At 52.0% G+C, this 13,471-nt stretch carries 14 protein-coding genes; 4 read left to right on the top strand and 10 right to left on the bottom strand.

The window, feature by feature from the left end; genetic code table 11:
• Positions 1-157: 157 nt before the first annotated feature.
• Complete coding sequence (locus PsW64_RS16355) at positions 158-484, top strand: hypothetical protein (RefSeq protein ID WP_063304258.1); 327 nt, start codon at positions 158-160, stop codon at positions 482-484.
• A 215-nt stretch (positions 485-699) separates the two neighbouring features.
• Here PsW64_RS16355 and PsW64_RS16350 read toward each other — a convergent pair whose 3' ends face one another.
• From PsW64_RS16350 to PsW64_RS16335, 4 genes are all read right to left on the bottom strand, one after another.
• Positions 700-1,119 (bottom strand): bleomycin resistance protein, encoded by a 420-nt coding sequence (locus PsW64_RS16350; protein WP_063304257.1) that lies wholly within the window; start codon positions 1,117-1,119, stop codon positions 700-702.
• Positions 1,116-1,784, bottom strand: coding sequence for an HAD family hydrolase (locus PsW64_RS16345; RefSeq protein WP_208980835.1), 669 nt, complete (start codon positions 1,782-1,784; stop codon positions 1,116-1,118). The genes PsW64_RS16350 and PsW64_RS16345 overlap by 4 nt, the downstream gene beginning before the upstream one ends.
• An 85-nt stretch (positions 1,785-1,869) precedes the next feature.
• Positions 1,870-2,925: a DUF418 domain-containing protein gene (locus PsW64_RS16340; RefSeq protein ID WP_063304256.1), complete on the bottom strand. Its 1,056-nt coding sequence runs from the start codon at positions 2,923-2,925 to the stop codon at positions 1,870-1,872.
• A 149-nt stretch (positions 2,926-3,074) separates the two neighbouring features.
• Positions 3,075-3,659, bottom strand: coding sequence for a TetR/AcrR family transcriptional regulator (locus PsW64_RS16335; RefSeq protein ID WP_208980834.1), 585 nt, complete (start codon positions 3,657-3,659; stop codon positions 3,075-3,077).
• Between the two features lie 165 nt (positions 3,660-3,824).
• Between PsW64_RS16335 and PsW64_RS16330 the strand changes: the two genes are divergently transcribed.
• Positions 3,825-4,457: a tetratricopeptide repeat protein gene (locus PsW64_RS16330; RefSeq protein WP_153042382.1), complete on the top strand. Its 633-nt coding sequence runs from the start codon at positions 3,825-3,827 to the stop codon at positions 4,455-4,457.
• A gap of 43 nt (positions 4,458-4,500) precedes the next feature.
• Here the strand turns inward: PsW64_RS16330 and PsW64_RS16325 are convergent, their stop codons facing one another.
• Together PsW64_RS16325 and PsW64_RS16320 are read right to left on the bottom strand one after the other, a co-directional pair.
• Positions 4,501-5,691 carry a cation:proton antiporter gene (locus PsW64_RS16325; RefSeq protein WP_063304254.1) on the bottom strand — a complete coding sequence of 397 codons (1,191 nt, stop codon included), beginning with the start codon at positions 5,689-5,691 and terminating at the stop codon, positions 4,501-4,503.
• Positions 5,692-5,832: 141 nt separating this feature from the next.
• A complete protein-coding gene (locus PsW64_RS16320; RefSeq protein ID WP_063304253.1) occupies positions 5,833-6,606 on the bottom strand; it encodes a class I SAM-dependent methyltransferase in 774 nt (257 codons plus the stop codon).
• A 186-nt stretch (positions 6,607-6,792) separates the two neighbouring features.
• Here PsW64_RS16320 and PsW64_RS16315 point away from each other — a divergent pair, with 186 nt between their 5' ends.
• Positions 6,793-7,794 (top strand): succinylglutamate desuccinylase/aspartoacylase family protein, encoded by a 1,002-nt coding sequence (locus PsW64_RS16315; RefSeq protein WP_063304252.1) that lies wholly within the window; start codon positions 6,793-6,795, stop codon positions 7,792-7,794.
• A 51-nt stretch (positions 7,795-7,845) separates the two neighbouring features.
• Here PsW64_RS16315 and PsW64_RS16310 read toward each other — a convergent pair whose 3' ends face one another.
• On the bottom strand, positions 7,846-8,721 hold the full coding sequence (locus tag PsW64_RS16310) for a DMT family transporter (protein ID WP_063304269.1): 876 nt from the start codon (positions 8,719-8,721) through the stop codon (positions 7,846-7,848).
• A gap of 117 nt (positions 8,722-8,838) precedes the next feature.
• On the opposite strand from PsW64_RS16310, the gene PsW64_RS16305 reads away from it, so the two are divergent.
• Positions 8,839-10,224, top strand: coding sequence for an aminotransferase-like domain-containing protein (locus PsW64_RS16305; protein WP_063304251.1), 1,386 nt, complete (start codon positions 8,839-8,841; stop codon positions 10,222-10,224).
• A 71-nt stretch (positions 10,225-10,295) separates the two neighbouring features.
• Here PsW64_RS16305 and PsW64_RS16300 read toward each other — a convergent pair whose 3' ends face one another.
• The 3 genes from PsW64_RS16300 to PsW64_RS16290 form a co-directional block, all read right to left on the bottom strand.
• A complete protein-coding gene (locus tag PsW64_RS16300; RefSeq protein ID WP_063304250.1) occupies positions 10,296-10,943 on the bottom strand; it encodes a DUF1062 domain-containing protein in 648 nt (215 codons plus the stop codon).
• 383 nt (positions 10,944-11,326) lie between these two features.
• Positions 11,327-12,988: an SDR family oxidoreductase gene (locus PsW64_RS16295; protein WP_063304249.1), complete on the bottom strand. Its 1,662-nt coding sequence runs from the start codon at positions 12,986-12,988 to the stop codon at positions 11,327-11,329.
• A complete protein-coding gene (locus PsW64_RS16290) occupies positions 12,985-13,443 on the bottom strand; it encodes a thiol-disulfide oxidoreductase DCC family protein (protein ID WP_063304248.1) in 459 nt (152 codons plus the stop codon). Before PsW64_RS16290 ends, PsW64_RS16295 begins: the two co-directional genes overlap by 4 nt.
• Positions 13,444-13,471: the final 28 nt, after the last annotated feature.

The following is a 13,471-nucleotide window of genomic DNA, read 5'->3' as shown; positions in this document are numbered from 1 at the left end:
CTTTGCTATGAGCGGGAGGGCGGTGAATACAACACCTCCTTCGGGAGGGAATAAACTCGCCTGTCTTTTCCAGGTTTCTAACCTCCCGCTCGCCAGTGGGTCGTAGAAAACTCCTTGTCGTGCGGATCTTCAACAGCCAGAAAAGAAGGCTTTGAATATGGACGACACTGCATGCGCCTGTGGCGCCACAAATACTCTCCAAAATGAAATTGACGAAGTGAACGTTGCTGTTTCTGATCTTCAGAACCTTGCATACATCCAGCATATGGTGCTGAGCGAGCGGATGAAGAACAGCTGCGAGCGTGATGCTTTGTTCACTCTGCACCATGCATTATCTGACCGCCTAGAGGCACTCAACAAGACCTGCGGAATTTTAACTGATGCGTTGTCCGGCGGCTCCTTCCCTAAAGGATTTTCCGGTCACGCGACACGCAGCGTCGCCTCTCCAACATTGGTCAATACGAAAACTGTGTCTCTTGATTAGATCACTGTGAACGGCACTCCAAGGGCTGCCTCAACTACCCTTGCACAGCCCTTCATGAGTGTCCTGCTGGTCTGCGGCCGGGCGAATTGTGCCCGCAGGCCAGCGTTTTTGTGTGTGGGTTTGTATGGATGTGTCGTGCTTTCCCGTGAGCTTTAGGGGGTATGGATCCCGGCTCGGAGGCCGGGAAGACACCGAGGGGTATGCCAGCATGAGGCCTAGATCTCGCGAGTTCCCAAAGACTGGCAGAAGCGGAGCAAGTAACCGTCTGGATCAGCGACGACGAACTGGCGGTTGCCGACTTCACTGCTGTTTTTGCGGTACCACTTGTCCTCGGGCTCCAGAAAGAGCGAGACCTGCGCTTGCTTCAGTGCATGGAGCATAGGCTCTATGGTTTCCACCTCAATCTGCACGTTCAATCCCCTGCCGAATGGATAGGATTGTGGGGCGTGGCCATTGTCGAACGTTCGGCCTACTCCAATCTGGTCGATCATGATCTCCGCAAGGCCAAGGCGCAGATAACAAAACCCTTCTTCTGGCCGCTCGTAGATGCATTCAAAGCCGAGCACCTCGCAATAAAAGCGCTTGGATGCAAGCCAATCGGAGACGGCGAATTCAGGGACCAGCGGGCTGCTCATGCCGGAACGAGGCCGAGCAGGTTTGGTAGGGTGGTCATGGATTGGAACGGGTGGGCGCCGAAGAGGTTTTGGGGTGCTGGGATGTTTTCCGGCGTGTAGGCGAAGCAGCGCATGCCCGCGCTGGCGGCGGCTTTCATGCCGGTGGCGCTGTCCTCAATGACGACGCAGTGCTCCGGATTGATACCTGCCCTCTTCGCGGCGTGCAGGAACAGGTCTGGCGCGGGTTTGCTGGCGCCGACATCCGTTGCGGTGAAGACGTTGCCGTCAAACCATGGCAGCAGGCCGGTGATTTCCAGCGTCATGCGGACCGTGAACGGATGTCCGTTGGAGCCAACGCAGATGGGGATTTTTGCGTTGGCGAGCTGTTTAATCACCTGCTGAATGCCGGTAACGGGCTGGACTTCCTTTTCCAGCAGCGCGTTTGACTGCTCGTGGAAGTCCTTGTTCCAATGGCTGGGCGCGTTCAGGCCTTGCTCTTTAAGGTAGGCGTCAACCTCGCGGCTGGTTTTGCCGACGAACATCTCCCAGCATTGCTGAAAGGTGAGCGGCGCGCCGTAGGACTGCAGCAAACGGTGCAGAGTGCGGATGTAGAGCGGCTCGGAGTCGACGAGCACGCCGTCACAATCAAAAATCACAAGTTTGGGTGGGGCCGATAAAAAAGACACTGCAATATTCCCGAGAGTAAAACCGGAGCCTAGCTTTTGGAGGCGGGCGTGGCAAGCGTGGTTTGGTTGGTGGTTCTTGTGAAGACTAGCCTGCCACTTTGCGCATGAGGGCTTCGATTGGGCCGCGTTTGAAGTATCGGCTCCAGATGAGGGCGTAGATGACTGCTGTAACGCAGAAAATGGCTGAGGCGAGGAAGGCTGCCTGCGGGGTTTGACCGCCGAGCAGGCCCAGCTCCTCCATCACGCCCATGCCGAGCAGGATGTGGGCGAGGTAGAGTGTGAGTGTCTGGCGACCTGCGGGGTTGAGGACGGTCAACACGCCGAAGCTTTTCAGCATTGGAGCTGCGCGCAGGCATACTCCGACGACCATGGAGGCGACGGACATGCCAGCCATCAGGTAAAACGGCATTGGCGGCACCGGGCTTGTGCCCACCAGATCGGCCAGTTCCGGCTCTACCATCGCGATGAGTGGTTGCAGGTAAGCACTGACAGCGTTGACGAACAGGAAGACCAGAAGGCCACCGAACATGAGCGCATCTTGCGTTTTGGTGGAGGAGAGGTTTGAGCGGCTGAGCATCACGCCAAACAGCAGGAACCCGAGCCACGGGATAACCGGATGCCAGCCGTTGAAGAACAGATTGCGGATGAAGCCGACGGGTGTCCAGAACTCGGGATAGGTCAGGTCGGTCCAGTTCCAACCAGCGTCATAATCCAACAGGATGACCATGAGCACAGAGGTGGTGGCCAGACCCGCAATGAGCCAGCCCAGAGTGCGGGTGCTCAATGGCAGCAGCAGAACGCCGAAGAGGAAGTAGAACGCGTAGTAGTGCAGGATGTCAGCATCAAAAATGAGCATGTTGAGCAGGCCGAGCACGAGCAGGAAGGCAGCGCGTTTGAAACTGGTGAAGATGGTGAGATTGAGCTCCCCTTTCATCCCAGCTAGACCAAGGCCGATGCCAGCTAAAACGACAAAAGTGGCTGCCGCGCGCCCTTCCAGTGCGTAGATGATATTACTGAGCATACCCTCAGTGCCTTCTGCGCCCATCACGATGGAGAAGTTGACGATCACCATGCCCACGAAGGCGATGAACCTGGCCAGGTCCAGCCCCTCCAGTCGCCCGATTTTTGTTGCTGCAGCCATCACGTTCCTATCTGACCGGATGTGGCCTTTACTGTTCTTTCTGCCTCCTAGAGCACGCCGCGTTCATTTACATTCACGCACCGCACTCTCACATCTTTGTCGGAGCGAATTCTTTTCGTTCGCTTGAATCCAATCAAACGGAACACGCTCTAAACCCCAACGGGTTGTATGCCCTTTACCTTCTTTGTAATGCCGCCAAACAAGGTTTGGATTGCAAGTGCGCTGGCGTCGTTGGTTGCGATGTTTCCGGCCTGCGATGTGCTGGCTGCTGCGTATAAAACAGCGTCCAGTGAGGCGATGATCCAGCTGTTTGGAATGAAGGAGAGAATGTCGCCCTCTTCCTTTGCGCGATCAATTAAATCACAGAGTTCCTTGTCGTGGCGCTTGATTTCTCTAGCAATTTCGGGATCATCCCACACGTCGGGATTCTTCCAGAGGAAGTGACAGGAATCTGCATAAGGCACCAGAGCGCCTACAATGGCTTTGAGCTGTTCAAACGCTTTGCGCTTGCCTTTGATGGCTGCATAAGACGCTTCGTCCATCTGTTCTAAAGCGCGCAAGGCCACGTCACGCAGTAATTCCTCACGTGTGCCAATAACACGGTGAAGAGTTACGCGCTTTACGCCTGCGGCCTCTGCAATATCTGCGAGAGACGCCCGTGGCTGATTGTTGAGCACACGTACGGCTGCTTCCAGCAGTTTGTCTTTTGTGGTGTTGTTCAATGGTATCGACATGATACTTATATGTATCATTAGATACACAACTGTCAATAAAGGTCCTGTAATTTTCAGCAGGAAATAAGAAGGTTAGAAGCCCATGTTTTTTCTCAATACAACGGATTTTTTATGAATATTATCAAAAGAATGCGCCAAGCTTGCTTTGTGGCACCGGCTCTCTTCATGAGCGTGATTATTAGCCCGCCAGCCTTAGCTGACCATTGGGTGCCCTGGGCGTTCTCATGGGATAAGAATGGCGCAACACAGCAGCATATCAGCCCACAACAGGGTTTGAGTAAAATAAAGACAACCTCTCTGTGGAGCCCGGATGGGGAACTGCTGGTGGTTCAGCTGGTTTCTTCCAAGAGCTTCAAAGAGACAGTTGAGTTGCTGGACAAGGACATTTCCTCCAACAGCAATCCGGAACTGATTGCCCGGTATGGCACGCTTCTGACGTATGGGGCCTATATGTCGGAGGACGAAGGCGAGATGGCTGAGTTGGCAGCCCGTGCTGATGTTTATTTTGATCAGGCACTGAGTAAAGATAAGGCCAGCTGGGGCGCATGGCTTGGGAAAGCGACACTCTATGGCTTCTCTCATAAGCGGGATCAGGAGGCCTCCTCCATCAAAATCCTGAAGTCCATGATTGAGGCGCAGCAGAAAACCAAGTCCAACTGGCATCATGTGTACCCGTATCTGGTGCTTGGGGCGATTTATGAGCAGAAGCGGGACTTTCTGACTGCCAAAGAAATCTGGACAGAAGGCCTGCAGCACTTCCCCAATAACGAAGCACTGCATGCAAAAATGATCGACTGATCTGATGAGCTGGCGAGATAACCTCTTGCCAGCCCCTCTCCTGCTACTTTTTCTTCAATGCTTTGATGAAGGAATGCGCTGTTAGTCCGTGCAGGATAACACTGAGGCCGATGGTGGTTACAGCTGTTGATGCGATGACGGAACTGCCCGGCAAGTTCGCATCCAGCACGATAATAGCGAAGACGATGCTTGCCAGACCTCGTGGGCCAAACCAACCAATAAAGAGCTTTTCTTTTGTGCTCAACGGCTCGCCGCGCAAGACGAAAAGGACAGGCAGAATTCTGACGACCGTCAAGCTCAGGATGGAGTAGGCCAGGATTTCCCAAGTGAACTCATGCAGGACTGAGCCGATGATAGCTGCGCCAAAAATGAGCCATGTCATGAGGGAGAGCGAGTCTCCTATTCCTTCTGCTGAATCCAGGAGTTGCTCTTTGTAGGGCTTCTCCAGCCAACCGAAAACAATACCGCCCACAAAGGCCGCGATGAACCCGCTGCCACCTGCCAGTTGCGCGACTGAGAAGCAGCAGATCGCCAGAGCGACGACAGTCACCTGCTCCCACGTTTTGGATTGCTCCTTGGTCTGGAAAGAGTAATCAATGATCTGCCCAGCGAGAATGGCAATGCCAATCCCCACAAGAACACCCAGGCCGATCTGCTCAGCAAGCAATTGCGCGGCCATTTTGTTCAGGTGGCTTATCAGGGATGGATCAGCTGCAATTGAGAGGAGAGAAAACACAATTGGAACACAGATGCCGTCGTTTAACCCGCTTTCGGCATTCAAAGTTCCTCTGATCTTGGCCGGTACAGAGGGATCTGTCACCACGGCCTTGCCAAGCGCGGCATCCGTTGGAGCAAGTAAAGCGGCCAGAATTGCAATCTCGATGACAGGGAGTTGTGGCAACAACGCCATCCCGGCTCCGATGCCAAATATGATTGTGAGCGGCAAGCCAACCAAGAGGAGGCGCCGTGGCAAGTCAATATTGGTGGCAAGGACCTTGAGATTTGCTTTGGCCGCATCCGTAAACAAAACAATGGCAAGAGCCAACTCGGCCAATGTCTTGATGGATTCATTGGTGAGCTTGACCTGAAACCACCCCAAACCGTCATTGCCAAGCAAAAAACCAATAATGCAAAACAGCAATGCTCCATTGATTGGCTTTTGCTCCAGCCGTCGGCTCATCACGCTGTACAAAAAAACCACTGCAAAGATGACGGTCAGATTTTGATAGGACATTTGGCCATTTTAATCCCGGCGGTGTCCACTATCCGTGTTCAGTGGATTGCCTTTAAGTTGCGCATTCCCGATACTCTAAGAAGATAGTCTTTGCATTGGTTTAAGCTGCACAAGCCGATTTGCCTGAGCATCGCAACAGTCTCATTTATGCCCAGCGAAGACCTGCGTCGAATAATCAATCACGATTTGCTCGTCCTCCCCCCAATGTTCTTGCAGGATCTGATCAAGCTCCATCTGGAAAACGCCATTGCTTGCTTTGATCGCAGCTTGAACTTTTGAGGAGGATTTGGCCATTTCAATAAAGTCTTGACGTGACATTGAACGGGACCAGGGGAACCGCCGAACGTTTGCCTGAGCAAAGCCTGCCTTTTGCATCTCCTGCGCATAGTCGAACCTGCGGTAATCTCTGGAGTAACTGGTGTTGTGCGTTTCGATTAAGGTTTCATAGGCTTGCATGAAAGCGCAGGCTTCCAGCTGCCGGTTGTTCTCAATAATCACCAGACACCCCTGCGAGGTGAGAACACGCTGTACTTCCCGGTAGAACTTCGGTCGATCAAACCATTGTGCGGCCTGTGCGACGGTGATGAGATGAAAGGCACTGTCTTCGAACGGAAGCTTTTCAGCAGCGGCTTGATGCCAAGACACTTCACCTGCCTTATCCCTTGCTTTTGCTTGAGACAGCATGTCTTCGTTGACGTCGCATCCTGTAAACTCGCTGCCTGGTGACAGCCCTTGAAGTTGGCGCGTCAAAATTCCGGTGCCGCAGCCAACATCCAATAGATGCCCCTGCTCTGCACCTTTGGGCATCTCCAACAGATCCACGATGTGATCCAGCGCATCCTGTGGGTAGCGCGGGCGAGCTTGGTCATAGATTTTTTGCAGGCCGGAAAATGCGTGATCACTTGCGATATTCATGAAGCACCTCAATTTTGCATACATAAGTATACAAAAATCAAACCTGGCTCAAGTTGTTATTGGCAGATCATGCATCAGACACCCGAAGGCGGGATGTTCAGTTTCAGATACTCAGGCTAATCAACATTGTGATGTTTGATGTAAACTCACTTGTTCCATCTGTGTCGAGCACGGTAGGTTTCTTCCATGAAAACAACAAATGATATCATTGATGGTGTACCCGTCATCGAGAAGCTCAGTGTTGATGAGCTTGCTGCTGGGAAGCACCGTTTCTTTTTTAAAGCCTCCACGGACTCCTTGGGAAACTACCACCGTATTCCGGTGATCGTGATCAAGGGTGCTGAGCCGGGAACAAAGCTGTTCATTCAGTCAACGCTGCATGGGGATGAGGTTCAGGGGGTGGATGTGATCCATCAAGTCCTGCCACACCTGGACTCTGATACGCTGAAGGGGACTGTTGTATTGGTACCGGGCGCAAACCCTCCGGGCATGCAGCTGGCCTCACGCTATTACCCTTCGCAGAATGAGACGCAGACCTTCACAAACCTCAATCGCATGATGCCGGGGGATGCGAAGAGCTCAAATGCTGGAAGCCGGTATGCTTATGCGCTTTGGCATAATCTTTACATGGGCAATGCAGACATCTTTCTGGACCTGCATACACAGTCAACCGGCACTGCATTTCCGTTGTTTCTCTTTGCTGATTTTCGCAGTGCAGATGTGTGCCGTCTGGCAGCACTTCAGCCAGCAGATCAGATCCTAGAAGATGATGGTATTGACGGTTCAGTTGAGACTGAGTTGGTTCAGGCCGGTATTCCATCGCTCACGGTTGAGCTTGGCTGTGCCAATGTGTTTGACCCGGATATGACCCAACGCGGTGTTCAGGGCATTTTGAACACCTTGATCGACTACGGGATGATTGCGGGTAAAGTGAATCTGCTTGGGATTAAAAGCTATGTGGGGAACGACGATGTGTCGATCACTGCAGACACTGGCGGGTTTGCGCGTGTGATGGTGCAGCTTAATCAGGAGGTGACCAAAGGCCAGTTGGTTGCCACCATGACAAACGCTTTCGGCGATGTGGTTGCAAAGTACACAGCCCCTTGTGACGGGCGCGTGCTTTCCGTTTGCACCACTCCATTACGGGAACCGGGCGCGACCATCGTGCAGATACTGCGACGGGTATAGATCTCACAGTGAGAGCAGGCCGCTGCTGGTTGGCCTGCTCTCGTCTTTTATTTATGCATATCGTTTGGCACCGACCACACAGCCAACCACAACGACTGTTGCTGCAATCATCATTGACGAAATCGTCTCTTGGAGCAGCAACGCTGCGAGCATGAGGCCGAAGAATGGCTGCAGGAGCATGAGCTGCCCAACCCCCGCTGCACCGCCCAAAGCCAGTCCGCGATACCAGAACACAAAGCCAACTAGCATTGAGAAGACAGATACGTACATGAGGCCATACCACGCGGTGGACTGACTGTCTGGCAGCTCCGCAGGCACACTTAGGATTGCGGCCACCAGCATGACTGGAAGAGCCAGCACAAGTGCCCATGAAATGACCTGCCAGCCTCCAAGCTTTCTTGAAAGTGTTGCTCCTTCTGCATATCCAAGGCCACACACAATAATTGCGCCGAACATGTAAAGTGAGCCGAGCAGTGAGCCTTCTGCGTTTTGTGAGAGCGCGAACACCGCCACAGCCAGACTGCCTACACCGGAGAACACCCAAAAGAATGGTTTTGGTCTTTCCCCTCCTCTCAAAACAGCGAAGATGGCTGTCGAGAATGGTAAAATACCCATCAGAACCAGCGACTGCGCAGCTGTCATCTGTGCGAGGGCTAATGCAGACAGCAGCGGGAAGCCTATCACGACACCAAGTGCAACGACTGCCAATGACAAGATATCCTGCCGTTTTGGGAGAGGCTGTCTTAGCACGCTCAGCAACGCAATGCCGAGCAATGCGGCAATCACTGCGCGTATGCTTGTCAGAAAGAATGGATCAAATCCGGCGACAGCTGTGCGTGTTGCGGGCAAAGAGCCGCTGAAAATTATGACACCGAGCAGACCGTTTCCCCAGCCTGCTGAGCCTCTTTGTGCCAGTGATGCTTGCATCATTCACCTCCGTTTTCCGTTTTTTAGCGAGGTGGGGCTAGGCACAACAGCCACAAAACAATACAATTGCGAGAAACTGTACTGCTACAATCGTCAATACAGCAGGTGAGATGTAAAATGGCTTATGGGCAACAAACACAACGTGTGATGCAGGCGGTGCGCAGCAAGATCAGCAGCCGCGCGTTGGAACCGGGTGAGAAACTGCCGAGCATCCGGGGGTTTGCCTCTACAATGAATGTTTCCGTTTCGACAGTGGTTGAGGCTTATGACCGGCTTGCTGCCGAAGGGATTATCTTTGCCCGCAAAGGGGCCGGGTTTTATGTCTCCCCGAAAACGCAGCCCTTTACGGTTTCAGAGATTGGGCCGCATCTGGACAGGGAGATCGATCCGTTCTGGGTCTCTCGTCAATCGCTGGACACAGGACGGGATATGCTCAAACCCGGATGTGGCTGGATGCCTGCGGACTGGATGCCGAACGCATCCCTGCGCAAAGCCATTCGTAATTTGAGCAAGGCAGATGATCACTTGCTATCAGATTATGCCAGCACACGAGGGGCCAGCAATCTGAGACGATTGCAGGCACGGCAGTTTGCGGCAGAAGGGATTGAGGTTGATCCGAACCAGATTTTGCTGACTGGCTCTGCGACCCAATCCATTGACCTGTTGTGCCGGTTTTTGCTGCGCCCCGGAGACAAGGTTCTTGTCAGTGACCCGTGTTACTTCAACTTTCAGGCAATCCTGAAAGCGCATCAGGTTGAGATTGTGAGCGTGCCGTACACCAGGACAGGCATGGATTGTGAGCAGTTTGAGCAGGCTGTGGTGGAGCATAAGCCACGTTTTTATATCTCCAACACCTCCTTGCATAACCCCACGGGGGTCACCCTCTCTCCTCAAGGTGCTCATAAGATCCTGAGTATTGCAGCCCGGCATGATCTCATCCTGATTGAGGATGATGTATTTTCTGAGTTTCTGCCAGAAATAACGCCGCGCCTGACGGCCTTGGGCGGGTTTGATCGTGTGATCCGTCTTGGCAGCTTTTCAAAGACATTGTCGGCTTCCGCACGCTGCGGATACATCGCTGCCAAACCAGAATGGATTGAAGCTCTGGTTGATCTTCAGGTGGCCACGACCTTCGGTGGCCCTAGCCCGATCACCACCGAGCTGATTTATGCTTGCCTGAGTGATGGTTCCTATCGAAAGCATATGGAGGCCTTACGTATTCGCCTTGCCAAAACACGGCGTGAGGTTTCCGCCAATCTGGTTGAGCTGGGCATCCAGACCTGGTTGATGCCAGAGGGCGGATTTTACCTCTGGTGCTCCCTGCCCGAAGGCATTGATTCAGCTGAACTCGCCCGTGCAGCCCTGCAGCAAAATATGGTTCTTGCCCCGGGTGATGTTTTCAGCCCAACCCAATCCATGGGCCAGTTCATGCGCTTCAACGTCAGCCAGATGGGGAACCCGATGACCTACGAGATTCTGGCGGACGTGATGTGTAATCTTTAGTGGCTTATTGCCGACCTCAATTCAGTAGGAACAAGCCCCCAAGTCTTTGTTCTGGGGGCTTGTGGTTGATGTCACGCCTCTACAAATTCATCTGCGAGTAAGGCTGAGTGCACTTGTGTTCTCAGGTTAGTATGATCAGCAAGTTGAAGGCGCACGACTGCGCCGTGTTTGGGAGGTTTCTTCAATTGAAGAGGCTCGTCGTTTCCATCAAGAAGCCCTCCTTGACTGGCGAGTAGTTTCAGGGCGTTTCGTGACACTCCCAGCTGCTGAGCGAGCAACCTGTCCAATCTCAGATTGACGGGCACTGCTGCGTTCAGTGTGATTTCGAGAACCGTCCAGTCCCGTGCCGTGCCCTCCACGATTTGCTTATGAATGGTGATCATTGTTTCACCTTCCCTTAACGCAGCGATGGCGGGTAAGCCCGTTTTGTCGAAGGCGTACTTTTTCACTTGCTCCGGGCAATTGATTTGCAGTGCTTCGAGTAGGCTCGGGGTGATCTGCTTGCGGTTGCGACGCTCAAAAATCGGGCGGTTCCACGTGGCATCGCAGGTCATGCATTTGTAAATGAGCCATGCGTCCAGTCTGGTGCCATTTGCATTGAGGCGGAACTTCCCTGATGGTTTGAAGGGTTTAAGAACACCGCAGTTCTTGCAGGGAATAATCGGGTGTGGTGGGTTTTCTGGTTGAAGCGTCCAGACGCATTTAAGCGATTTCGACATGCTTTTGGATTTCCACTTGTCAAAAAGCGGATGCGCAGCATGACGCCGTTACAGCACACGGTAAGGCTAAGGATTTTATAGAAAGCAGCGCGCAAAAATGCGCAAGGATAGTGCCAGAAATCACGAGGCCAAACCGGTCTCATGCCACCATCCGCGCAACAGAAAGCGCGCCGCAAAAGAGTATTTTTTGCAGAACAATGATTGACTAAAAGAGACCGGTGATTACATAGGCAAAATTGATTTCTCACGTTGTTTAACTAGACAGTCAGCTCTAGCAAAACACGCCAATCAGCGAAAGAGACTTTGAACGCTACGGAACTTTCCGAGAACTTGCTGTAGCTTTGCTGCCACATTTACTTAGGTGTAAAGGCTATTTATGGGCACTAAGTCTCTGGTTCGAGGTAACCTTTATAGGAAACGATGTGCCCTACCACTGGAGCTGAAATCTGGACATCAAACGAAAACCGCCCATCCGTCTCTTGCTCAAAGCTCTCTCCGTGAGGTAGCAAAATTCGTGGCATGGGTATTGAGAATATAGACCATCTCCGAGGAATAAAGCGCAGCTTTCCCTCATCTAAGACGAGTGCCAGAGCAACCTTCACGGGTCCAAATTGTTCACTCAGAAGGTAACTGTCTTTTCCTCTACCCACTTTCAGAAAAGATTTAAATTCTTTTCCATCAAACGACCGGGTCCAGCTTAGACCATTTTCATTTGGAATCTGGGTGACACGCACATTCGCCGCGTCGTTCGTTTTGGGAAAACCGAACACACGACCTATCATTTTCGAAAGTAGCCCGGAGCCTCGTTGAACTACTGCCTGACCTTGCCATATCTGTTTCTGGCCTGAGCCATGAAAGTCCTGTAACGCAGTTGGAAGAAGATTGAATGCGCTACCAAGCACTTGCTTGAACGGGTTGAGCTCGTCCCTTTGATCCTGCCGGAAGCCCATGCTAATCGGTCTTGTGGCAAAGAGCTTGCTATAGTCTTCCAACTCCAGTTCCCGGGTCGCAGATCTTGCACCTGCTTTGGGCATTTCTCCTGCAGCAATTTTGCGAATAATTGCTTCGATTGCCATGGACGGAATATAGGGGCCATCGTCACCTTCGGCCAACATATGCCATGACTGTTCGATGGGCTTATTATTCGCTGCACCGCTTACATGAACAAACATACCGCCTCTATGCTCGCCAAACTTAAAGAGATTCAATACCCGATAGAAAAGTGGAGATAGCGGTTCAAAGGATGGAAGCCTGAGTGTTGACCGCATCCGAGCCATCCAGTTTAATATCTTATGCAAAACCTCCGGAATAGGTCCCGCCCCCATCCAGATCGATTGCATTGTAGGATGCTCAGGTGGCAGGACTTGCAGGTCAGGCACGTCGACTAGCGAAAAATGGGTATTTCTCATGGGCAATTTGCCCGGTACAGAGATCGTGTAGCGTCGTGTTTCAGCAAGACCAATTGCTTGTGCACGTTTGCCTTCACGAAACAGCGTGATTGGCGAACCAGCATAACCAACAATCGCGCGCATTACGTTGAGCCCAACTCCAGCAAATGGAGATGGCGCAATACCTCCAGTGACGTGGTGTATCTCCATCGTCTTAGAGATCTCCCGAAGGACACTTGCTGTCAGAACCGGAAAACTACTTACGCCAGAGATTACAAAAATTCCGGCGGTCTTTGCCTGCTGGTCAAACTGTGAAACACCGAAGACAAAATCTGCGGCATCTGCAAAGTCAAAATAGTTCACTTTAGCTGCAATACAGGCTTCAACGGTGACATATCTATTTTGACCGTAGGCCTGAAACGGGCCTGAGGCATCAATTACAATATCAGGCTTTATTTCCGGTAGCTGGAGAGCAATATCCGTGCGATCTAAAGCTAAAGGGGTGAGTGTTGCATCACCACTGTGTTTTTTACAGAAATCTTCAGCCTTATTACGATCACGTCCAGAAACGACAATCTCGAGACTCTCAATATTCAAAAGAAGTTCGATCAGTCGTCCACCAAAGACCCCGTAGCCGCCAAGTACCAATATTTTCAAAGTAATAGCCTTTTTCTGACTTCAGAATTTTGCACTGAACACAAATCAGCCCTACCGAAAAACTTATAGCGATTGCGGGCAACAACTCCGTACATCGCATCCTGCACAGATCGTGGTAAAATTCGCAATACAACCAAAATGTTCCATACTCCCCCCAAGCGTATCCCAACACGGATCAATGCATCCAGTGAGGTATATGCAACTCCATTTTCGAGATATAGCCAGCTCAATGGATTAGATGGATCGAGCCCATAATGGGCTGCTAATGCTTCTCCCAGTTCGGACTGCAGCGGTACTATCCTGAACTCTTCTTCCTGATCATTCCTTGCTATCCATGCAGCTCCTTTTGCGCAAAGTCCGCAGTGGGCATCCATGACTGAAATGGGGCCATCATCTGGGAACGTTGGGATGCTGCTATCATCCCGATAGGAGAACTTGAGTTGCTTCGTTTCCATATGCAAGAGTTATCACTTTATGTTGGTC

This window comes from Pseudovibrio sp. W64 (genome assembly GCF_001623145.1).
Lineage (GTDB): Bacteria > Pseudomonadota > Alphaproteobacteria > Rhizobiales > Stappiaceae > Pseudovibrio.
Note: the sequence above shows the minus strand (reverse complement) of the source record. Positions and strands in the feature narration are given on the sequence as shown.

Bases quoted from the DNA above. Each gene is read 5' to 3' on its own strand.
- PsW64_RS16290 (WP_063304248.1), bottom strand. From the start codon at position 13,443: ATGGAAACGAAGCAACTCAAGTTCTCCTATCGGGATGATAGCAGCATC.
- PsW64_RS16305 (WP_063304251.1), top strand. From the start codon at position 8,839: ATGGCTTATGGGCAACAAACACAACGTGTGATGCAGGCGGTGCGCAGC.
- PsW64_RS16340 (WP_063304256.1), bottom strand. From the start codon at position 2,925: ATGGCTGCAGCAACAAAAATCGGGCGACTGGAGGGGCTGGACCTGGCC.
- PsW64_RS16315 (WP_063304252.1), top strand. From the start codon at position 6,793: ATGAAAACAACAAATGATATCATTGATGGTGTACCCGTCATCGAGAAG.
- PsW64_RS16350 (WP_063304257.1), bottom strand. From the start codon at position 1,119: ATGAGCAGCCCGCTGGTCCCTGAATTCGCCGTCTCCGATTGGCTTGCA.
- PsW64_RS16330 (WP_153042382.1), top strand. From the start codon at position 3,825: ATGAGCGTGATTATTAGCCCGCCAGCCTTAGCTGACCATTGGGTGCCC.
- PsW64_RS16320 (WP_063304253.1), bottom strand. From the start codon at position 6,606: ATGAATATCGCAAGTGATCACGCATTTTCCGGCCTGCAAAAAATCTAT.
- PsW64_RS16310 (WP_063304269.1), bottom strand. From the start codon at position 8,721: ATGCAAGCATCACTGGCACAAAGAGGCTCAGCAGGCTGGGGAAACGGT.
- PsW64_RS16300 (WP_063304250.1), bottom strand. From the start codon at position 10,943: ATGTCGAAATCGCTTAAATGCGTCTGGACGCTTCAACCAGAAAACCCA.
- PsW64_RS16335 (WP_208980834.1), bottom strand. From the start codon at position 3,659: ATGTCGATACCATTGAACAACACCACAAAAGACAAACTGCTGGAAGCA.
- PsW64_RS16325 (WP_063304254.1), bottom strand. From the start codon at position 5,691: ATGTCCTATCAAAATCTGACCGTCATCTTTGCAGTGGTTTTTTTGTAC.
- PsW64_RS16355 (WP_063304258.1), top strand. From the start codon at position 158: ATGGACGACACTGCATGCGCCTGTGGCGCCACAAATACTCTCCAAAAT.